Source organism: Mesorhizobium sp. M0207 (genome assembly GCF_040321995.1).
Classification (GTDB): domain Bacteria; phylum Pseudomonadota; class Alphaproteobacteria; order Rhizobiales; family Rhizobiaceae; genus Mesorhizobium.
In genome coordinates this window covers 1-20,126 of sequence record NZ_JAMYSQ010000009.1, presented here as the reverse complement: position 1 = coordinate 20,126, position 20,126 = coordinate 1, and the positions used below count along the sequence as shown (strand labels likewise).

The 20,126-nt window shown below is 59.6% G+C and carries 14 protein-coding genes and 8 pseudogenes; 13 read left to right on the top strand and 9 right to left on the bottom strand.

Annotation, left to right across the window (positions count from 1 at the left end; genetic code table 11):
- The first annotated feature begins 90 nt into the window (after positions 1-90).
- Both NKJ15_RS14415 and NKJ15_RS14410 read left to right on the top strand, forming a co-directional pair.
- Positions 91-246, top strand: a complete 156-nt coding sequence (locus NKJ15_RS14415) for a hypothetical protein (protein ID WP_352815864.1) — start codon at positions 91-93, stop codon at positions 244-246.
- 74 nt (positions 247-320) lie between these two features.
- On the top strand, positions 321-806 hold the full coding sequence (locus tag NKJ15_RS14410) for a hypothetical protein (RefSeq protein ID WP_352815862.1): 486 nt from the start codon (positions 321-323) through the stop codon (positions 804-806).
- Between the two features lie 10 nt (positions 807-816).
- Here the strand turns inward: NKJ15_RS14410 and NKJ15_RS14405 are convergent, their stop codons facing one another.
- The 3 genes and pseudogenes from NKJ15_RS14405 to NKJ15_RS14390 form a co-directional block, all read right to left on the bottom strand.
- The gene (locus NKJ15_RS14405) at positions 817-1,737 is read right to left on the bottom strand and encodes a LysR substrate-binding domain-containing protein (RefSeq protein WP_352815860.1); all 921 of its coding nucleotides are present in this window, start codon (positions 1,735-1,737) and stop codon (positions 817-819) included.
- 560 nt (positions 1,738-2,297) lie between these two features.
- Positions 2,298-3,533 carry an ATP-grasp domain-containing protein gene (locus NKJ15_RS14395; protein WP_352815858.1) on the bottom strand — a complete coding sequence of 412 codons (1,236 nt, stop codon included), beginning with the start codon at positions 3,531-3,533 and terminating at the stop codon, positions 2,298-2,300.
- A 195-nt stretch (positions 3,534-3,728) separates the two neighbouring features.
- Positions 3,729-3,917: pseudogene (locus tag NKJ15_RS14390) on the bottom strand (transposase); the annotation flags it as partial.
- 393 nt (positions 3,918-4,310) lie between these two features.
- Between NKJ15_RS14390 and NKJ15_RS14385 the strand changes: the two are divergent.
- The 4 genes and pseudogenes from NKJ15_RS14385 to istB form a co-directional block, all read left to right on the top strand.
- Positions 4,311-4,497: pseudogene (locus tag NKJ15_RS14385) on the top strand (hydrogenase small subunit); the annotation flags it as partial.
- Between the two features lie 173 nt (positions 4,498-4,670).
- On the top strand, positions 4,671-5,429 hold the full coding sequence (locus tag NKJ15_RS14380; protein ID WP_352815857.1) for a class I SAM-dependent methyltransferase: 759 nt from the start codon (positions 4,671-4,673) through the stop codon (positions 5,427-5,429).
- 198 nt (positions 5,430-5,627) lie between these two features.
- Positions 5,628-6,785 carry a M24 family metallopeptidase gene (locus NKJ15_RS14375; protein WP_352815856.1) on the top strand — a complete coding sequence of 386 codons (1,158 nt, stop codon included), beginning with the start codon at positions 5,628-5,630 and terminating at the stop codon, positions 6,783-6,785.
- 827 nt (positions 6,786-7,612) lie between these two features.
- Positions 7,613-8,338, top strand: a pseudogene (istB, locus tag NKJ15_RS14370) (IS21-like element helper ATPase IstB).
- A gap of 144 nt (positions 8,339-8,482) precedes the next feature.
- Here istB and NKJ15_RS14365 read toward each other — a convergent pair.
- Positions 8,483-8,818 (bottom strand): annotated as a pseudogene (locus NKJ15_RS14365) (IS110 family RNA-guided transposase); the annotation flags it as partial.
- A 238-nt stretch (positions 8,819-9,056) separates the two neighbouring features.
- On the opposite strand from NKJ15_RS14365, the pseudogene NKJ15_RS14360 reads away from it, so the two are divergent.
- Together NKJ15_RS14360 and NKJ15_RS32965 are read left to right on the top strand one after the other, a co-directional pair.
- Positions 9,057-9,152: pseudogene (locus NKJ15_RS14360) on the top strand (transposase); the annotation flags it as partial.
- Positions 9,153-9,593: 441 nt separating this feature from the next.
- On the top strand, positions 9,594-9,842 hold the full coding sequence (locus tag NKJ15_RS32965; protein ID WP_502906906.1) for a hypothetical protein: 249 nt from the start codon (positions 9,594-9,596) through the stop codon (positions 9,840-9,842).
- 106 nt (positions 9,843-9,948) lie between these two features.
- Here the strand turns inward: NKJ15_RS32965 and NKJ15_RS14350 are convergent, their stop codons facing one another.
- From NKJ15_RS14350 to NKJ15_RS14325, 5 genes are all read right to left on the bottom strand, one after another.
- Positions 9,949-11,337, bottom strand: coding sequence for an IS1182 family transposase (locus tag NKJ15_RS14350; RefSeq protein WP_352815854.1), 1,389 nt, complete (start codon positions 11,335-11,337; stop codon positions 9,949-9,951).
- Between the two features lie 551 nt (positions 11,338-11,888).
- Entirely contained in the window at positions 11,889-12,473 is a 585-nt protein-coding gene (locus tag NKJ15_RS14340; protein ID WP_352815853.1) for a sarcosine oxidase subunit gamma, read from the bottom strand.
- The gene (locus NKJ15_RS14335; protein ID WP_352815851.1) at positions 12,445-15,378 is read right to left on the bottom strand and encodes a sarcosine oxidase subunit alpha family protein; all 2,934 of its coding nucleotides are present in this window, start codon (positions 15,376-15,378) and stop codon (positions 12,445-12,447) included. The genes NKJ15_RS14340 and NKJ15_RS14335 overlap by 29 nt, the downstream gene beginning before the upstream one ends.
- On the bottom strand, positions 15,375-15,665 hold the full coding sequence (locus NKJ15_RS14330) for a sarcosine oxidase subunit delta (RefSeq protein ID WP_352816006.1): 291 nt from the start codon (positions 15,663-15,665) through the stop codon (positions 15,375-15,377). The genes NKJ15_RS14335 and NKJ15_RS14330 overlap by 4 nt, the downstream gene beginning before the upstream one ends.
- 7 nt (positions 15,666-15,672) lie before the next feature.
- Entirely contained in the window at positions 15,673-16,923 is a 1,251-nt protein-coding gene (locus NKJ15_RS14325; protein WP_352815849.1) for a sarcosine oxidase subunit beta family protein, read from the bottom strand.
- Positions 16,924-17,125: 202 nt separating this feature from the next.
- On the opposite strand from NKJ15_RS14325, the pseudogene NKJ15_RS14320 reads away from it, so the two are divergent.
- The 5 genes and pseudogenes from NKJ15_RS14320 to NKJ15_RS14300 form a co-directional block, all read left to right on the top strand.
- Positions 17,126-17,881, top strand: a pseudogene (locus tag NKJ15_RS14320) (DUF4158 domain-containing protein); the annotation flags it as partial.
- 24 nt (positions 17,882-17,905) lie between these two features.
- Entirely contained in the window at positions 17,906-18,325 is a 420-nt protein-coding gene (locus tag NKJ15_RS14315; protein WP_352815847.1) for an integrase core domain-containing protein, read from the top strand.
- A gap of 120 nt (positions 18,326-18,445) precedes the next feature.
- Positions 18,446-18,712, top strand: a pseudogene (locus NKJ15_RS14310) (IS110 family RNA-guided transposase); the annotation flags it as partial.
- Positions 18,709-19,245: pseudogene (locus NKJ15_RS14305) on the top strand (transposase family protein); the annotation flags it as partial. The pseudogenes NKJ15_RS14310 and NKJ15_RS14305, both read left to right, overlap by 4 nt.
- A 439-nt stretch (positions 19,246-19,684) precedes the next feature.
- Positions 19,685-20,126 (top strand): transposase (locus tag NKJ15_RS14300; protein ID WP_352815845.1); only part of this gene is annotated, 442 nt, incomplete at its 3' end.

Below are 20,126 nucleotides of genomic sequence, written 5' to 3'. Positions count from 1 at the left end.
TCCCCAGCGTGACAATGTCGACAATCAGTCAGCGCCGCAGCGCGAGGAAGGAGAACTGCCATCACGAAGTATGCAGCCCTCGATGTCTCGATGGGACAGAGCGCTATCTGGGTGGTCGATGAGAACGGCAAGAAGATCGCGGAAGAAAGGTTCCGACCGATCCGCAGGCTACGCCCACTGGCTGGCCGGGAAGGCTGGGAGCTTGCAAGGATCGGCATGGAAACCGGCCCGCTGGCAATGAGCTAACGAACCGCGGATTGCCGATCGTGTGCCTCGACGCGCGCCACGCAAGCGCCGCCCTTTCCATGATACCGAACAAGATGGACATCGCCATTGATGCGGCTGGCCTGGCGCAAATCGTGCGGACGGAAGTCCGCATCAGGAGTCAGGGCGCCTACGTCGTGGGGGCGCTACTGTCGGCACGCGACATGTTGGTTGGTATCCGTTGGAAGATCGAGAACGAGATCCGCGGCCTTCTCAAGACGTTCGGCGTCATGTTCGGGAAGAAGGTCGGTGGCTTTGCCCGCTGCGCCGAAGCAATGATCGAGGCGCGCGGTTCCTTCATCGAGCGGATCAGGCTTGTCGACACGCGCGTCCGTGCCGTCGCCAAGCAGAACGCCATGGCTCGCCTGTTCATGACAGCTCCTGGCGTGGGCGTCGTGATTGCGCTCACAGTCGCCTCGACCTGTGATGACGATGCTTTCCCGCTACCGCTCCTCCAGCTACGAACGATCGAGCAGTGTAATCGACCCCACTCCGCAGCGTCCACCACTGCACTTGGTTTGCGAAGCATTGATCAATATTGATAATGCGAATCTACTCGTGGCTATTCGTCATGCTGGCGCGCCGCGCGGTCGACATAAGCCAGCGCGTAAAAGCGTTTACCTGCGGGTTAACGTCGCCTGCCGCGCTGACTGCAAAATAGCTGTTGTGCGTCTTCAGGGGTGTGTCGCTTAGCGGGATCAAAACGCCACACTCGAGCTCCATTTCGATCAGATATCTGGGTATAAGGGCGGCGCCGATTGAACACACGGCAGCCGAGATGATCATAGAAAATTGATCGAAATGTGGGCCGCTCATCAGGCGCTTATCAGTGTTTCCTTTTATGGCGAACCAGTCAATCCACGCGCTTTCGCGAGTAACGAGATGCAGAAGTGGAGCCTCCGCGAGGCGATCAGGCTCGCTCGCCGAGTACGTATCGCGGAATTTGGGGGATGCAACTGGCAGCATTTCCTCATCGAACAACTTGTTCAAACGTGCGTCCGGCCAGTTGGCCTGTCCGAAATGGATCGCGAGATCGAAGCGCTCTCGTGTGAGGTCAAACGGTACGATCCGGGTCTCCAGCCTGATTTCGACGCTGGGATGGTCGTTCAGAAAAGTCCCCAACCTCGGGATCAGCCACCGACTGGCAAATGTTGGCAGGATGCCAATACGCAACGTGGAATGTCGCTCGCCAGCGGCAATCGCCCGCGCTACGGATTGCTTCAGGTTCTCAAGATCGACTGCCAGATCAGCCGCAAACCGCCTGCCAGCCTCGGTCAGTGTGACGCGTCGTCCCACCCGCCGGAACATTGTCACGCCGATCGTCTCCTCAAGTTCCTTGACTTGTCTGCTGACGGCGCTTTGCGTGAGATGAAGTTCCTCCGCCGCCTGCGTAAAGCTTTCGTGCCGCGCAGCGCACTCAAAGCTGCGCAAGAGGGCATAAGACGGCAGATTGCGGTGACCTACGGACTGCAAAGGCACAACACCTTCTATGAGCGGAACTCACAGTCCAGCGCGAATTGGGCCTGCGAGGATATGACGACGCCGGCACGACCGCCCTTTTGAGATGCGCAGAGTTCGAGGACTTCCCCCGGGGTAAAACCATCTCAACTTAGCGCCGGAATCCGGTTGAGAGGACGATTTACGATTGCGTTTTTCCGACGCCAGCGACCTCGCCGGTCACGTCGACCATCCGGTCGAGTACACTGATCGATGGTGCGGCTATCTCGGTAATCACGTCAAAGGGCCCGCTCACGGAATGCGCCTGAACGACCCCTCCCAAGTGCCTTCGCTCGAGATTGATCATGATGTGGGACGAGGTAAGCGCGCCGTGATCGGGATCCGACCCTCGCCAAGCAATTCGCCATCCTCGCCGCCTGATCCGCAGCATACGAATCCTCCCATGCGCCCCGATTCAGCTCCTTGCAGCAAACCCAGCTCTCTCAAGCTCTTAGTTGCACAAATCTTCGGCGACGATCACCTCATACCTGGCGGCACCTGCGCTGGTGCGGGGAGGTGAGGGCTGCCGATTGTTCCTATTCTCTAACTGTCGGAAATGGTGTTATCGACAAACTAATTAAGTCGATGGCACGCTGAAGTATCGCCTCGGTCCGGGCACGGTTGGGTGAAGCGGCGATTACATGTCCGATGCGGTCTCGGTAGTCGCCCCTCCTGACGATCGGCGTCTTAGGTTTAATGTACAATTTGACCTCGGCGACACCTGGTACAGCGGCCGCGCGACTGTGGCCATCGATCCAATCGAGGATGCCATCGCGATCAGCATTTAGGCACTGCGCGGCCGCAATGTGCGAATGACTTCTGCGCAAGTCCCATTCGTTGCCGACGACAAGCTTGATGTGCTCGGCAATGAGATCGACACCGCAGGCCGCCTGAACCAGCCGGGGACTGGTCCCACCCGCAACACGCGGATTGACTTCGATGACGACTGGACCAAGCTTCGTCCATCGGAGATCAACGTTCGTAGGCCCCCAGCCAAGACCGAGAGCTGGCAAACAGCTCCGCGAAATATCGGCGATGCGCTCACGCTCATCATCAGTTAGCGGGGCCGGGCAGGTAAAACGACGGAAGACAAAATACGGTGCGCTGTCGAAGTCGGCGGTGTCAATCCCAACCACCTCATTTCCCATTATATGAGCGCTAAAAAAGGGGCCTTGTGCGAATTCTTCGACCAGTATCCTCGGCGAAGACCGCCATATGTGCTGCCCGCCCAACAGATAAGTCGTATGCTCGGCCAACTCGTCGGTGTTCCGGCACAATCGGACTCCGCTGCTGCCGCTGCCTACGGCTGGCTTAACAATCACCGGTAGCCCAACCTCCGCGGCAGCGCTTTCTATCTCCTTCGCATTCGCCGCTAAGCGATAAGCAGGTATCGGAACGCCGGCCTCCGCGAGGAGCTGACGTTGAGTGAATTTGTCGCAGCATCGTTCAATCGATGCGGGGTTTGGTCCCGGTAGATCGAAATGCCGGCAGAGCTTGCCGCCTGTCGCATAGATCGACTCGTCGGCGCCCGAAAAGCCAGTAATGCCAGCAATGTCATAGGTCGCACGCAGCTGGGAACATTCGTGGATCAGCACATCAAGATTGTCGGTGTCGACCCGGATTGCCTCAGTGGCTTCCGCCGCAAGATAGTCGTACTGAGTTGGATCAGCCGACAGGGTAATTGGATGAAGCCCGAGACGCTGGGCCGCTTTCACGTATAGCAGACCAATACTCCTATGGCCTTCAAGCAGTATGAGCGCTCTTCTTGTCATTCGCACCGACCTCCGTTGCGCACACTATGCGGCAACGCGAACGTAACAGGCATCAGCTTTTCAGCCTTGCCTGCCTCAGGCTTTGTGGTGAAGCTATCACTGGAAGGCTATCTGCGGTCGCAAAGCCTCTGTAAATTTAGTTGAAGGATCTGTTGCAACGTCGCCGGGCCGCCTTGTAACCCCGGTTTCTTCCTGCTCTCGGTCGCGATAGCCGTTGCGCTGGACCGTGCGCAGCGGGTTCTTCTCGCCATAGCCGGCGCCGGCTGCAGCGCCCACCTCCATCTCCATCAGCCGTTCGCCGGCAAAGCCGATCATCTCGCGCAGGATATCAGCGTCAGGGGTCTTCTCTACGAGCGTGAGCAGGTTCATCATGTCGTTGGTCATCGGTGTTTCCTTCGAATCAGGTTGGTGTTGTCAAGGTAATCCTTCAGTCGTTCCGTCTCCTTGTTCAGCCGTGGCGCCCATTTGTTCCTGCTTTGGCTCCAGGGTTCATTGGGCGCCGCGCACTGACGGTCAAGGGTGGGCCCCTCTGGCCCATCGCGAAGCGACTTGCCCTTGATGGTCACGAGCACGGCGGCAGCGTTACATTGAGCCGGCAGGTGCTGTTCGTAGGGGTCTACAACTTGCAAACCGAGGGGAGCTCGCCATCATTCGCCGTAGACGCGCCCAAGCTTGTATGCGGTTGATCCTTGCGGATCGAAAACCATGATGCAGCCATACGCATCGGCGGTGAAGCTCAGGGCGGTGGGCCCATTCTACAGCGCGGCGTCGGAATATTATAACAGCCAGCGCTTCCACGACAAATGCTATCGGCGCCCGCATTTCGACGCCGGCCAATTCGTCGTGTCCTTCGATGACGAAGGCGCGAGCAAGGGCTATTGCCTCAACAAGGTCGGCTGCAAGGGACGGCGGGCTCTCCTTCCCGATCCAGACCGGCCATCCCTGCATCGGCTGCTACGGCGAATGATGCCTTGAGAGGCCAAATGATGGCGCAGTATACAATCTCGAACATAGTAACGTCCGTCAATGACTGTTGCGGAAACATTTAACGACAATATGAAAAAATTTACAAATGTTTTCTTTAAATATTCTCCTCACTATGCAAAATAGAGCGGCATGAAAGTCGAGAGATAGAACATGAATGACGAGATGAGTAGTACAGTTTCCTTACCTGAGCTCGAAGCATACTTCAGCGAAGATTACTTCCATTTTGGTGATGTGATCAATCCATCGGAGACAAGTGACCGACAAGCAGGAGTAGTTTGTGATCTTCTTCATCTTAGGCAAGGCGACTCAGTTCTTGAACTTGGATGCGGTTATGGGCGGATTACTAACCGGTTGGCTGAAAAAGGAGCTCGGGTAGCCGGACTCGATATCTCGCCGATCTTGTTAAAAAAAGCCGAAGCGGATGCGGCTAAACGCGGAGTAAATGTTGAGTATGTTCTGGGCGACATGCGCTCACTTCCCTGGCGAGATCGATTTGACGCGGCTTTTCTGTGTTTCACGACGTTTGGCTATTTCGACGACGCGGACAATGAGAGAGTTCTTCGTGAAGCCGCTTCTTCACTTCGAAAGGGCGGGCGTCTTTTAATCGATCACGCCAATCGCTTCGCTTTCCTGCGCCACTCGTCGCCTATCTACGTGGTGCAGCGTAACGACGATCTGAGAATCGATATAATGAGCAACGATGTGCTAAGCGATCGTCGGATCGTCGAAAGGATTATCGTCCGCGATGGATGCGTTAGACGAACGCACATTTCTTTCAGACAGTATGGGTTTTCTGAATTTGTTCGCATGTTGCGAAGCGCCGGGTTCGAGACTGTTGAGGCTTATGGGCAGGAAGGTGGAACGTTTACATCCGATAGCTCGAGCCTCGTGGTCGTCGCGTACAAATAATATCAACGGCCCGGTCCTATAGGCTTTTAGACTCTGCGTGGTGTAATCCCTCGTTAGACGCCGTCTTTTGAAAGATTTCGGCCAGATTCGCAGGCTTTTCGAAATTTTCCCCGTTGGCACAATGTTACGTTTCGAGGGAGGCAAAGCCGAATGGGTTGCCTCGTGCAATCCTAACCGATAAATATAGGATAGTGGTCCATGCCTGCATTCCCTAAAGAAGAGTATCGCGCACGCACTGCCCGGCTGCGCCAGCAGATGGCTGAGCGTGGCATTGACGCACTGCTTGTCTTGAATGAAGGCAATATGAACTACCTCACAGGCTACGAGGGCTTTTCAGACTACGTGCCACAACTCACTCTTGTGTGCCAGGAGGAGGAGGACCCCTGGCTTATATTGCGCGAGATGGACGTTGTGTGTGCAGAGGCCAGTTCGTACCTGCCGCAATCACGCATCCTCAGTTATCCGGAGAAGTACGTCGCTTCGCGCCAGCTCACAGCATGGCAGCCTATCGCCGACATTGTGCTCAAGCACAGCAAGTCGAGCCGTGTTGGGGTCGAATTGTCAGGAAAGATGCTTGGTGTGAAGGGCCATGCCGCCTTGAGCAAGGGTTTGGGCATGACCGATTTCCTCGATGCCGACGGGATTGTTTCCGGGCTGAAAGCGATAAAATCGCCTGCTGAGCTCACCTACATGGAGCAGGCGGGAAAAATCGTGGATAGGGCTATGGAAGTCGGCAGGCTCGCAATCGCTGTCGGAGCCCGAGAATGCGACGTGGGCGCTGCCGTCAACCATGCTCTACATACCGGCATGCCTGAATTCGGGGGGTGGACTTCCCGCAGTCCCATCTCGATGAACGTGGGCTCGCCAGCGAACGCCGTGCATCTCACGTGGACGGACGAGCGCTACAAGATGGGCTGTCAGACCAATTTCGAGATCGGCGCCTTCCGTCGCCGATACGCGTGCGCACTTGCGCGAACGGTATTTTTGGGAGAACCGTCCGCCAGGTCGCGGCATGTGCACCAGGCTTGCGTTGATGGTTTCGTCGCTGCCTTCGACGCCATACGGGCCGGAGTGACGAGCAACGATGTGGAGCGAGCCTTCCGGCGCGAATTCGGACCTCGGGGTGTGCGGAAAGAATCCAGAATTGGGTATTCGATAGGCGTCGACTGGACGGACGGCGGTCCGAGCATTCAGGAGGGAGATGAGACGGTGTTACAGGCGAACATGACCTTTCATCTCATCATTGGTGTGTTTGAAAAGACGGACGGTTATATCTTCAGTGAGACCATCCGTGTGACCGATAATGGTGCGAAGTCCTTCAGCAATATGTCGCGCGACCTGCTGGTAAATCATTGACGTCTTGCGAAGCCGGCGTAGCGCGATGCGCTGCGCCGGCATGCAGCCCCGCCATTCCCCACCAAGCTCGCGGCCCTGGGTCAACAAGAGCATCGCGGTCCAGCGAACCTAGAGTATCCCGATCGAGAAGATGGGCGCCCTCATGGCGCGCCGCAGCGTTCAGACACTCGTGGGAGAGTTCGTGGAGGCGCGGGGCAGCTTTCGTACGCTGGACGTCCCGCGATCCGTGGGCACGCCTTCATGAGATCACTGGCAATCCCGGCGAAACGCTGCCGGCAGATCGTTTCATCTTTGCCGTGCTCCTTGGCTGCCGAACTTATGTAGTCGGCGACTGGACGTTGCCACCCGCCAGGATCTCTCTTCTTCGCACCGGGGCCCGGTGATGCGAGGTTCGAGGGCACCAATCTCCACGCCTGGGTCGATGGCGGCAGCCGATATCGTCACTATGGTTTTCCCGACATTGAATCCTACGGCTTCAAGATCGCTCTCGATGTGCGCCCGGGATGTTCGCGCTTGCCTCGTACAGCGTCTCCCAGACCTCGCGCGGCGACCGCTCACCGTATCCCGAGTTGCCAATTTGAGGCAAGCCACAATGACGATCTGCTGATCGACGACATCCAGCTTGGGTAAATACCTGATGGCGGGTGGTGGCAGTGGCCACAGCTCAAGCATGGCCCGGCTGTCAGACAACATGTCAGCGATCTTGTTCTGGTGCGGCGGCGCGATCCGGCGCCGGCCGTCACCGTTCTCACTCCGGACGCTCTTCGCCTGCAACACGAGCCGCAGGCCGACTGCGCCCGCTACGACAGCCTCAGGACGGCAAGCTGATGGAACGTACGCAGGTTCTGGAACTAATGGGGACGCTGAAGCTCTACGGATGCGGGGCGCCTATGACGAGGTTATGGCGACAGACATCAAGCGCCAGCACGAGCCGCCGAGGATCGTCGGCGATCTGCTGTCGGCCGAGATCACGAGAAGCAAGCCCGCTCCATCAAATACCAGCTCACCGTCGCCAAACTGCCGATCGCCAAGGACATCGATGAGTTCGACTTCGACGGCACGCCGGTCAATGAGGTGCTGGTCCGGGACCTTGCCAACGGCACCTTCGTCGCCGACCAGCGCAACGCCGTGCTCATCGGCGGCACCGGAACCGGCAAGTCGCATCTGGCAATCGCCATTGCCCGCGCCCTGATCCGCAACGGTCACATGGTCGCTTCTTCAACGTCGTCGATCTCGTCAACCGGCTCGAGACCGAGCACTGCGGCGGCAAGCAGGGCCGTATCGCCGATTACCTCACCCGGCTCGACTTCGTCGTGCTCGATGAACTCGGCTATCTTCCGTTCGCGCAAGCCGGCGGGCAATTGCTCTTCCACCTGATCAGCAGGCTCTATGAACGGACCTCGATCATCGTCACCACCAACCTGGCGTTCCGCGAATGGCCCGCCGTCTTCGGCGATGCCAAGATGACGACAGCGCTGCTCGACCGTCTCACCCATCATTGCGAGATCATCGAGACCGGAAACGAATCCTGGCGCTTCACGAACCGCGCCTGATCACCTGCCAAGCGCGATCCGCGCTCGCCCGGGCTGCGCAACCCTGACCAGCTCCGCCCGGGCGAACACTGACCGCCGCGCATTACATAAGGGGGGTCAAAATTGGACTCCACTGTGGAGGGTCAGTTTTGGAAGCCGTTTGACAGTCCAGATCCCCGGCAGGTAGCCGGCTGCGTACAAGCTGGCCAGCGTGCCGGCGTCGATCTTGTCGGTCTTCACGTGAGCGTGCGCGATCGCTTTGACCTGCAGCGGATTGGCGATCACCACCCGCTTCACGAATAGCGCCAGCACCCGCGACACCGCCATGCAGTTGCCAGTGGCCTCGATGACCACATCATCGGTGGCCAGAAGAGTTCTGCCGAAGCCTTCCAGCGCCGTTCGCGTCATGTCGACCCGGCCCACATGCCGCAGCCGACTGTCTTCCCAAATCACCACCTCGCCAAAGGTGCAATGGGTGTCAATTCCGATTACACGTCGCATTCCTCTGTCTCCTCTCGATCAGTCAGAGGGGAGCGGCGGGCGACATGACAACTACGGATTCGCGCTCACGGCGCAACCGGGCGAGTCGCAGAGGTCGCCAGCTACTAACACGAGCTCGCAGCTCATCGTGTGCATCGGCCTGCCGCACCTTCGTGCTCCCGGTGCCTTTGTCCCGGATGGTCGCACCATACGCCGCGCATCAGGAAAAGCGTAGCCGGACATCGGCACCAAGAATCTCATACCGGTTACGAACGCCATCGAGGCGCTGAACTCAAAGCTGCGGCGGGCCGTGCGAACGCGCGGTCACTTTCCCAATGACGACGTCGCGAGGCGTCCCCCTATCCCGATCAATCCCCTTCCATTCAGCCTCTCTTCATCCCGCTCTAGAGCCAAAGAGCCAAAGAGCCAATGAGCTCGTTGTTGAGATTTGGACCTGATCTGCAGATCACCATACCGGCCAGCGGCTCCTGGAAATGCCGCACATGAAGGCCTGACAGAAGACCGCACTCGATCACACGTCGAAAAGGGCCAGAAGCCTCTTGCATACGGGCGGCAACCACAGAAGGCTATACACGAAGCTCAGAAAGATCCATCTGAAGTCTGTCGCCGCGGCGAGGGCGTAGGTCAGCTCGGCAACGGCCTATCGGATCGACGAGGATCCAAGACTGCCCTCGCAGGAGAAGGAGCCGTGCGGCCGCCGGCGCCCCGATCCGCTTGCTAGCCTTTTCGAGCTGAAGTCGTGCCACTTCTGCTGAGAGCCCCCGGTATCCGGCCCGTGGCCATTTTCGAGGAGATGATGCGCCGCCATCCCGAACTGGGGAGGGCGTGCGGCACACGCTGGAGCGGCGCATTTGTACCTGGCGCCGAGCGCCAGGCCTGCCGCATCATGGTCGAGCTTCTCGCCATTGAATACGAGCGTGGCTGCGAGAGTGAACTGGCCGAGGAACAGTCCGCTTGTGTCGGCAATCGCCGACTCCCGGACATCGCGGCCCTGCCCGCCCGCTTCGCGCGCCGATATTGTTGATTTAGTCGTTGCCGGGACGCAAGGATGGCTCTTGGTCGGATCAATCCGGCCAGATTTGCCGCAGTTTTCGGGTCTAGTGTTTGGTTTAGCGGCGGCTATCTCTCCTTTAGGCCATGGTAGCGATCATCAGCCCGGCCGGTGGCCGGAGCCTTGCCAATCTTCTGAGATTCTGGGCGGTAGCGGCGAGGAGGAACTCGTCGCGCGCGCCTGAGGGACCGCGCAGTCGCAGACGCCCAAGCCGCAAAATGCGTTTGAGATGCGCGAACAGCATCTCGACCTTCTTCCGCCGATGGCGGGACCGCTCATATTCCGGCGTCTCGGCAATTGCTCTGGCGACATCGCGGGCATCCTCGTTCAGATCTCGGGGGATGTTACGAAAGGTCATATTCGGACAGCACTGCGGCTTCAGCTCGCAGACTTTGCAGTCGTGCTGGCTGGCGCGGTAAAGCCGCGTGCCCGCACTGGCGATGCCTGTGCGCGGCGTCTTGTAGCTGCGCCGGAACTGCACCAGCCGTTTGCCCCCCGGGCAGGTGTAGTCGTTCGCGTCCGGATCGAACATGAAGTCGGCGCGCGAGAAGGTGCCATCCGTCTGGTTGGACTTATCGAACACCGGGATATGCGGCGCGATCTCCCGTTCCTTGACCAACCAGGCGAGGTTCGCTGCCGATCCGTAGGCGCTGTCGGCGGCCAGGTACTCTGGCTTCAGGGCGAAGCGGTCCTCGGTCCTGTCAATCATGGTGCGCGCCGCTCCCACTTCAGCCTGCCGGATCGCGCGCGTGGCTTCGACGTCCAGGATGACGCCATGGTCGGTGTCGATCAGATAATTGGTGGCGTAAGCGAAGAACGCATGAGCCTTGTGCGCTCCGGTCCACTGCGCCGCCGGATCGGAGGGTGAAATGAACTTCGGCGTAACCTCACTGGCCGCCCCGAAAGCGGCGTCATCCAGGGTTGCGAGATACTCTCGCACCGCTCGACCAGCCCCGGCACCAAAATCGGCGGCGCGCCACTCGTGGCCCGGAACGGAGCGTTGTTTGTTGGCATCGGCAGCGATGAGGCTGGCGTCCACCGCAAACCCTTCGCCGCCCACCAGGCCTTCGCTCAGGCAGCGTTCCACGACTGTCTCGAAGAGGTGTCGCAGGATGTCGCTCTGCCGGAACCGGCCATGGCGGCTGCGCGAGAAGGTGGAATGGTCAAGAACCTTGCCGTCCAATCCCAAACGGCAAAACCATCGATAAGCAAGGTTGAGGTGAACCTCCTCGCAGAGCCGTCGCTCGGATCGAATGCCCATGCAGTATCCAACGAGCAGCATCCGCATCATCAACTCGGGAGCGATCGAGGGACGGCCGATGGTGCTGTAGAACGGCTTCAGCTCCGAGCGGACGCTCTCCAGATCGAGGAACTGGTCGATCCTTCGAAGGAGGTGGTCATCAGGGACATGATCATCGAGACAGAAATCGTAGAACAACTGCGCCGGTGCCACCTGCGATTCCATCATCGTCCCATTCCCTCCGGAAGCAACAGGTGGATGGAATCACGACACCGCAAGCCGATCAACGCCGACTAAATCAACACAATCCGCCAGATCCCGCTCGCCGGCCCAACGTGGTCGTCTGCCTGGCCCCGCTTCAAACGTCGGTTTAGAGGCGACACTCAGGTTGTGCGCGGCGGTGACGGACTGAGCCAATGGAGCGCTGGCGTGACGGCGGTGCGCGTGGAAGTCTATGCCACCTTCCGGTTCCGTTTTTGTCTAAGGCCACAGTCAACGAGAGGGCGCGCGTGTGTCCGGACTGACGCGAGACGGTTCTGAAGACGTGCCAGTTTGAGCTGCCGCCGGGCTACACCTGCGCGAAGCCGGTAGCAAAGCCGAAGCAGGGTGCTCTGCTGCCGGTGGTCGATGCGCTCTGCAGGCGGATGGGACGGGTCCATGGAGCGGCACTTGTCGAAGCAGCTGGCCGGTATGGTGATCTGCGGATCGGGTCCAATTCTCACGTGCGTGCTTGGAAGGACCGAGGGAACAGCTGGTTTTCCCGATCCGGATCGGCTCGATCATGCCTTCTCCTCCAACCTCTTCGCTGCTATTTCCAGCGCGTGCCAGAGCGAAGCGGCAAACGACCGCGCGCCGAGCACGGCGACATGGGCTTCACTGCGGCGGATGACGAAACAGGTCATATGCTCAAGGACTGTACGTGTCGCGCGGCCCGGACCAAAGCCCGAAAGATCGATGTTGATCAGCTTCGCCAGCAATGCCTCGATAGGATCCGTGCCGGCCACGGACATAATCTCGACAGCCACCCACCCGCCAGTCTGCTCGGTCACCGAGCAACCGCGGGCGGCCTCTTTCAGATCCGCGGCAAAGTCCTCCTCGGCGCGGCCTTCGGCCTCAATCATCCACTGATCCGGTCCGGTCCAGAAAACTGCCACCTTTTGACCTGCTACCCAGCCTCCCGGCCCCGGCAAATTCAAACCGAACGGCTTGGGCTCAACGGTTTCCCTGCGCAGTGCTAGAGAGGCAAGCGCCAGATCCACGTTCTCACGAATCTCCAATGCTGCAAACGATGCGGAACGAGGCTTTTCGGCGCCGAGCGCCTTGAGCGGTCTCAGGTTAGCCACGCAGACGTACTCCTTCAGCATCGACGAAATGCGCCGATACGACACGCAGGCGTGCGCTTTCTCCTTCGACCGGGTTCGAAGCCACGATCACCTCGCCCAGCCGTCCATAGCCGTTCTCGAGGAAAGCGAGCCCGATCATGGACCCGACATGGGGCGAATAGCAGGCCGATGTGATCCAGCCCTGATCGCTATCGAGGTCAAATGCTGCCCCCTCGGCGAAGAGATGTGACCCAACAACGATCTTGGCCCCAGGCTCGACAGGCTGGAGACCCACCAGCCGGCGCGTATCCCCCGCCAGCCCCTCGCGCCGAGACATGATCGCGCCAATTGAGTCTTTCGTCTGCGACACCATTTTGGCGAGCCCGAGCATTTCGGCGGTGGTTTGGCCGTTAAGCTGGGCTCCACCGACGTGGCCTTTTTCCATTCCTAGGACAGATAGCGCTTCTACTCCGAAAGGCGTCACTCCTAGATCAACACCCATCTCCATCAGCTGTTTCATCAGCGCGTGCCCGTAGCGGGTGGGAACCGCGATCTCGTAGCCAAGTTCTCCCACGAAGGAGACGCGGAAGAGCCGCGCCTGCCGACCGCCGCAAACCGTTAGCTCCGCACAGGCCATAAACGGAAACGCCTCGTTCGACAGGTCGAACCCGTCGACGATTCGGGCGAGCAGCGCACGCGAACTCGGCCCCGCAACAGCGATCTGCGCCCAGGCCTCGGTCGTGGAGACGAGCTGTACGTCGAAGTCGGGCCAGAGGCATTGCCGGGCGAAATCCATATTGCGGTAGACCAGCACCGCATTGGCCGTCGTTGTAGTGACCACATAGTGGTCCTCGGCTAGCCGCGCGCACGTACCATCGTCATAGGCAAAGCCGTCCTCGCGCAGCATCAGCCCATAGCGAACGCGGCCGACCTTCAGCGTGGACATTATGTTGCTGTATAGACGGTCAAGAAACTTCCCCGCATCGCTGCCCTGCACGTCGATCTTTCCGAGCGTCGAGACGTCACATAGGCCCACTGAGCTACGCACGGCTCTGACTTCGCGATCTACGCTCATGCGCCATTGCGTTTCCCCCTCACGGCGAAAATAATCGGCTCGCCGCCATGGGCTGGACTCATCAAATACCGCACCATGGGCTTCGGCCCAGTGGTGGGTCGGCGTCAAACGGGGTGGGCGGAAGTGCGGCCCTATTTCGCCACCCCCCAGGACCGCCAGTGCCACGGGAGTATAGGGCGGGCGAAAGACCGTAGTCCCGGTTTCCGGGATTGTTTTCCCAGTGAGCTCCGCCATCACGGCGAGCCCGATCATATTGGCGGTCTTGCCCTGATCCGTCGCCATGCCCAAGGTAGTGTAGCGTTTCAGATGCTCTACCGGCCGCATGTTCTCAACATGCGCGAGCTTGATGTCCTTTACCGTCACGTCGTTCTGGAAATCGACCCATGAGCGTTTCGTGCCCGGCACGTGAAACACGGGCGCAATGGTATATGCCTCCTCCTCCGGGCACGGCAAACTAGGCGATCTTGCTGTTATCCCGATGTCCTCCAATGCACATTTCGCCGTTTCCGCACCCGAACGCAGCGCTGCCGCGGTCGAAAAGCGCCCCGCAGCAGCGCCCGCCACAAGCAAGCCAGAAGGCCCGTTCTCGCCAGGCAGGAACGCCAGCAGCTGCTCATTCCAGGTCGGCTTACCCCGATGGTGCGAAGCCAGATGCACGTTCGGGTTCCAGCCGCCAGCGACCCCAAGGGCGCCGCAATGGATCCATTCGGACCTGCCGTTTGCCTGAACCTCAATCGACGTCAAGCCAAGTCGGCCGCGCGATCCAGTCACCATGGCCCCCGCGATCAAACGGTAGTCACCACGAGCCTTCGCCTCGGGGCGCACGTCGATTACCGCGGCGATCTGGACACCCTTGGCCGAGAGATCGCGGGCGGTACGGTGACCGTCCTCGGTGTTCGTGAAGACAGCGACCTTTTCGGAGGGGCACGCTGCCCAGCGATTCGCGTATGCCCGCATTGCGCCGGCCAACATGATGCCAGGACGATCATTGTCCGCAAAGGCGATGGGTCGCTCTATCGCGCCTGCAGCCAATACAGCGCGTTTCGCCGTGATGCGCCAAAGTGTCTGGCGGACTCGGCCACCAGGCTCCGCGAGATGATCCGAAACCCTTTCCACCGCACCATACATGCCGTGGTCATAGACGCCGAAAACCGTAGTGCGGCTCATCACCCGAAGACGCGGCAGGCTCTTGAATTCTGACTCCAGCGCTGAGATCCAGTCGGCGACCGGGACTTCGCCCAGTGTTTCCGTCTCGCACAAGAGCCGTCCGCCCAGGCGGAAATCCTCCTCCGCCAGGATCACACGGGCGCCCGAGCGTGCGGCCGTCAGCGCCGCCGCAAGTCCGGCCGGACCCCCGCCGATGACCAGCAAGTCGCAATGCAGGAAGCCCCTGTCATAGGCATCGGGATCGGCCTGCATTGAGATGCTGCCGAGTCCCGCGGCCCTACGGATGGCGGGCTCGTAGACTCTTTCCCAGAAGCTTTTCGGCCACATAAAGGTCTTGTAGTAGAACCCGGCTGTGAAAAGCGGCGACAACAGGTCATTGATAGCCATTGCGTCGAAGTCAAGCGAGGGCCAGCGATTCTGGCTTCGGGCCTCCAGTCCCTCGAACAGCTCGACCGTTGTCGCGCGCGTGTTCGGCTCCTGCCGCGCGCCGGTGCGTAGCTCGACCAACGCATTTGGCTCTTCCGAACCGGCGGACAGCACCCCGCGGGGACGATGATATTTGAAGCTGCGCCCCACCAGGCGAACGCCGTTGGCCAGTAGCGCCGAGGCGAGCGTGTCGCCGGGATGGCCCTGGTAGCGTTTATCGTCAAACTTGAAGTTCAGCGCTTGTGAACGGTCAATCAGTCCGCCCGAGAGCCGCGTCATCTTCCGCTCCTCTTCCGCGCAAGAGCGAGGTCGCGCGCCAACTCCGCGCTGAGAACCTCGTGGGTGACCGTATTGCGCGTGACTACCAACCAGGAGCGGTCGCCGTGCTCGTGGAACCACAATTCGCGGTGCGCGCCCGCCGGATTGTCGCGCAAATATACATAGTCGCAAAATGCAGGCTCGGCGTCGGGTGCAGATGGGTCTGGACGGTCGATAAGCCGGGCGTCACCGAGATAGGTAAATTCTCTTGCATCGCGTAAACCCAGAAGTGGATGGGGAATGAGCATGTTGACCTCACTGTAGATTTGGCTGCGCACCAGCGCCGCTTTCATCTATTAAGTATCCTCTTGCGAATCGATCGAGTCGGTAAGCGCGCGCGGTCGCATGAGGAGTATCGGTCGCAAGAAGATGGGCGAAGGCGTGGCCGCTGGCGGGCGTCGCCTTGAAGCCCCCAACGCACCAGCCCCCGTTGAAATAAAGGCCTTCGATGCTCGTGCGGTCGATGATCGGTGAGCCGTCCATCGACATGTCCATAACGCCGCCCCATTGCCGCAGGAGTCGCACCCGCCCGATCATCGGCATCACGGCCATGGCGCCTTCGCAGACATCCTCCACCATCGGCAAGTTCCCCCGCTGCGCATAGGAGTTGTAGCCGTCGATTTCGCCACAAAATACAAGGCCGCCTTTATCAGATTGGCTTATATAGAAGTGCCCCGCGCCGAACATGATTATACCGGGGAGAACGGGCTTCAAACCTTCCGTGACGAATGCCTGCAGAACATGGCTCTCGATTGGAAGGCGCATCCCCGCCATCGCCATGACGCGGCTCGAGGAACCCGCCACTGCCACGCCGACTTTATTGGCACCGATGTAGCCGCGCGAAGTCTCCACACCACGGATCTTGCCATCTACGATGCGGAAACCGGTCACCTCGCAATTCTGGATAAGGTCCACACCGTGCAGATCGGCGCCACGCGCGTAGCCCCATGCGACAGCGTCATGACGTGCCGTCCCCGCGCGTGGCTGCATCAAAGCACCACGGATCGGAAAGCGCGCGTTGTCGTAGTTTAAGAAAGGAACCATCGCCCTCAGATCCTCCCTGCTCAACAGGCGGGCGTCCGCGCCGGCCAACATCATCGAATTGGCGCGGCGCCGATATGCATCTCGCTGCCAATCCGAGTGAAGGAGGTAGATGATGCCCCGCTGGGAGACCATCGAGTTAAAATTCAGTTCCTGCTCCAATCCCTCCCAGAGTTTCAGTGAAAACTCGTAGAAGGGCCCGTTGCCGGGAAGCAGGTAGTTCGAACGGATGACTGCCGTGTTTCGGCCAACATTGCCGGATCCCAGCCAACCCTTCTCCAGAACGGCGATACGGGATTGCCCGAAGGTCTTGGCTAAGTAATAAGCCGTCGCGAGGCCGTGCCCGCCGCCGCCAACAATGACGTAGTCATAGAACGGCTGTGGATCGGGATTGCGCCATAAAGGCTTCCATCCGGAATGACCTTTGAGCGCTTCAGTAAGAACGCGGAAGCCCGAAAATCTCATCCACGGAGCCCTCGATAATGCCATCAACATCATAATTCCTTCATTCAAGACAGCAGCTTGGGGATGTCCGAATGCAGGCATAAGTGGTGTAACATTGCGCAAACGTGGCGGAGACACAAAAAATCTGAGAATTTGGCCGAAATGCGTCAAAAAAGGGCGTCGAATGAGGGATTAAGCCACGCGAAGTGCGAGCTGACCTGCCACCGATGAGCTGTCGCTACTCAGGCACTACACTTTGGCCGACGATGATCTGGAAACATCAGAAAGCGCCCGGCCAGAGAACCGGCTGGGGTTGCTCTGCAGCTGTGTGCACAGCGTTATCCAGGGCGCCCGCTCGCACCGGGCGAGATGATCCCGAAAGGAGTCCTGTCTTTTAACTGGGCTCAGCTCGGCATTCCTGCCGATGCGCTTCTCACTTATGCCGCCCGTCGCCCGTCAGCATCATATGGGAGGCGCTGCGCAAGATCTACGGTATAAGACGTTCACGGGCCGCGGCGCGCGTGATCTGCGGGACTGGCTTTTCGAACGGGCTGAAGATGCCCGGTCGAACGAGGATCTTGCCCAGCGTTTTGTTGCACAATGCAGGAGACGCTGACTATCCTGCCAGCGGCCTCGACAATCGAGCGATTTTGCGCTGACGCCCTCGTCGTCGCCGAGCGGCGGATTGAGATATGTATTGCGGAAAAGCTTGATGCTGATGCGTGCGGACGATTGGACAAAGTATCAGTCGCTTCACCTGGCTTCGCCAGTTCGAGGTCGGCCCCAATTCCGCGTCAGCAAACTGCTCGACCAGTTGGAGTTTCTACGCGGTCTCAGAATCAATCCGCAGGTCCTCGGCAGTATTCCGGCGCACCGCATTTCCCGCCTACGTCGGCAAGGTGAACGCTACTTCACCGACGGTCTGCGTGACATCAGCTCGGATCGTCGGTGGGCGATCCTTGCCGTCTGCGTTGCGGATTGAATCGAGACGCACGACCGTATCGTGGGGAAAACCTGGCGTGAGGCGAAACGACCGCCCTTTCGAATGCTCATCGCAACCTCCAAATCCAGGGTGTTGCGACCACCCTTTGAATGCGCCCAGTATGCCTGCGCTGAATATGCTGCACGACTTGCAGCACATCGCATCCAGCCGAGCATGAGCCGGATTGGCAATCCTTATGACAATGCCAAGGCTGAGCGCTTCATGCGAACGCTAAAGGACGAAGAGGTTGATGGCCGGGACTATCGCGACATCATCGATGCCAAGAAGAGCATCGGCGAATTCATCGAGCGGGCCTACAACAGGCAGCGCCTGCATTCCGCGCTCGACTATCTCTTGCCGGATGAATACGAAGCCGGCCTCACGCGATTGCGCCAGGGTCCTCTGGCCGCAATCCAAAACCTGGAGAACTGTCCCTATTAGATGGGGTATTCGGCTTGGGCCCCCTTCTTCCACGGTGATCCAGGAAGGTGCTGCGCTTCGATCTGACGATAAAACGTGGTCTGTCCAAACAGCCACAAGCATCAGGAAAGGAAGCGCTGCATGAAGCACTTTATCGGTCTCGATGTCGCGGTGAAAGAAACCGCCGTTTGCATCGTTGATAAATCCGGCAGGATCTGCCCGCGAGGTGAAGGTCGTCAGCCACCCCGACGATCTCCTCGCCGTCCTGAAGGATCCTGCCTTGAACATTGAACGGGTCGGCCTCGAGGCCGGGCCCTTGTCGCAATGGCCTTTTCGAGGGGCTGGCGAGCCCCGTGTTGCCGGTCATGCATCGAGACGCGCCATGTGAAAGTATTCCTGAAGGCCGAATGGACAAGCCGAGCTGGGGCGCGCCGAAGATCAGGGAGCGGCTGGCTCGGCTCTATCCAGACGTCCACACCCCGGCAATCTCAACGGTGCATGCGGTGCTCGACCGCCACGGCCTGGTCAAACGCCACAGCGCCGTCGCAACAGGCGGAGGGAACCGCGCTCTCGCATGGCTGCCAGCCCAACGACCTGTGGTGCGCCGATTATAAGGCCGAGTTCATGCTCGGCGATCGGCGTTACTGCTACCCGCTGACAATCAGCGATTTCGCCAGCCGCTATCTATTGGCCTGTGAGGCGCTCCACACCACCAAGGAGGCCGTTCGAGAGAGTTTTCAAGGAGTTCGACCTGCCCAACGACCGACAACGGTGTGCCTTTCGCCAGCCCCGATGCCCCCTTCAACCCATCCAGGTTGTCGGTCTGGTGGCTGAGGCTCGGTATCGAGATCGAGCGCATCAACCCGGGCAACCCGCAACTGAACGGCCGTCATGAGCACTTGCATTTGACGCTCGAGCTCGAAACCACCAAACCGGCCGGCGCCATGGCCGGGGCGTCTGGCGGCCGATCACTGATGGCGCGATGACAATCTCGACCGCTCAGCTCGCTCTGGCGATCGGCTGTGTGATTGTTGGCTTTCGCTTGATCGCCAGCTGCCGTTAAGAACTCTCGGCAAAACCTCATCGAGTTCCATCGGCGAGCGCTGAGCGTGATTCATTCGCTCCGAAGCGGTTCGGAGCCGATGGGTGGGCGGCGGCCTCGGAACTGGCGAGCTGTTCAGATCCTGTGAGGAGGAGGATAGCGACCGACGCGGTCGCAAGTGAGGCTGCCAAAACATCTCACCTTGGAGGCTAAACAGATAGTGTGCTGAAGGTTCTGCAAAAAGTTTTGGAGAGAGAACGGCTCTTGCTCTGAGGGGCGAGCGGCCATGGCACGGTGGTGACGTTGCGATCACCGATTCCCGTGGAAGGGGAAGTGCCATGACCAATCGAGACGTTAGACTGAGCAGAGGCGAGTTGAAAGCGTTGCTGTTGTCGGATGAGGACGGCTTTCGCCAGGCATTGCAGAGTGTCGTGCAGGAGGTTCTTGAAGCCGAGATGACGGAGGCGATCGGGGCCGAGAAAGGCGAGCGGACGGCGGAGCGGACGAGTTACCGGTCCGGCTATTACGAGCGCAAGCTGGTGACGCGGGTCGGGGTGCTGGAGCTTCGCGTTCCGCAGGATCGGGCTGGCCGGTTCTCGACGGAGTTGTTTGAGCGCTACCGGCGTTCGGAGAAGGCATTGGTGTCGGCGCTGGTCGAGATGTACGTGCAGGGCGTCTCGACCCGCAAGGTGAAGGCGGTGACGGAGGAACTGTGCGGCCACTCTTTCTCGGCCTCGACGGTGAGCGAGGCGACGATGCGGCTGGATGAGGCGCTCAAGG